2 protein-coding genes are annotated in these 513 nt (G+C 43.7%); both read left to right on the top strand.

Annotation, left to right across the window (positions count from 1 at the left end; all coding sequences use genetic code 11):
• Positions 1–209, top strand: a 209-nt coding sequence (locus R7Z77_RS28570) for a GNAT family N-acetyltransferase (protein ID WP_318137463.1), incomplete at its 5' end; no start/stop codon positions are given.
• A gap of 3 nt (positions 210–212) precedes the next feature.
• A partial coding sequence (locus R7Z77_RS28565) for a GNAT family N-acetyltransferase (protein WP_411913229.1) occupies positions 213–513 on the top strand: 301 nt, incomplete at its 3' end.

The raw sequence follows: 513 nt of genomic DNA, 5'->3' as shown, positions 1-513 counted from the left end.
ATGTGTTTGTTGTGGAGGCACACCGTGGTAAAGGCATCAGTAAGTGGTTGATTTCAGGAATTCTTGCTCATCCAGAACTACAAGGCTTACGCCGTATGATGCTTGCAACCCGTGATGCTCATGGATTGTACGAACAGTTTGGGTTCACTCCTATTGCTCCAGTAGAAAACTTCATGCAAATCTGGAAACCGAATGTTTATCAGAGCTAAATCATGATGAGAGTTGAATCTCAACAAGTGGCAATCAGATACCTCAAAACAACAGACGCTGCTCCTCTGTTTGAAAACTATTTAGGCGATGAGCAAGCATGCCGCTTCCTCAATCGCCAAGCCCACCAAAATGTTAATCAAACCCTTGAAGCGATCGAAAGATGGCGCGCTCAATATGATCAAAAGTCTCCCAATCTATTAGTCTTCGCTATTGAAGAACTCACTTCTCAAACTCCTATTGGTTGTCTGGTGCTGATACCTGAGCAAGACAGCAGTGAAATCCATTTTGGTATTTCTGCTCGCT

Source organism: Vibrio sp. 1401, from assembly GCF_033340295.1.
The sequence above is the reverse complement of the archived record's forward strand: the minus strand, read 5'-3'. Positions and strand labels throughout refer to the sequence as shown.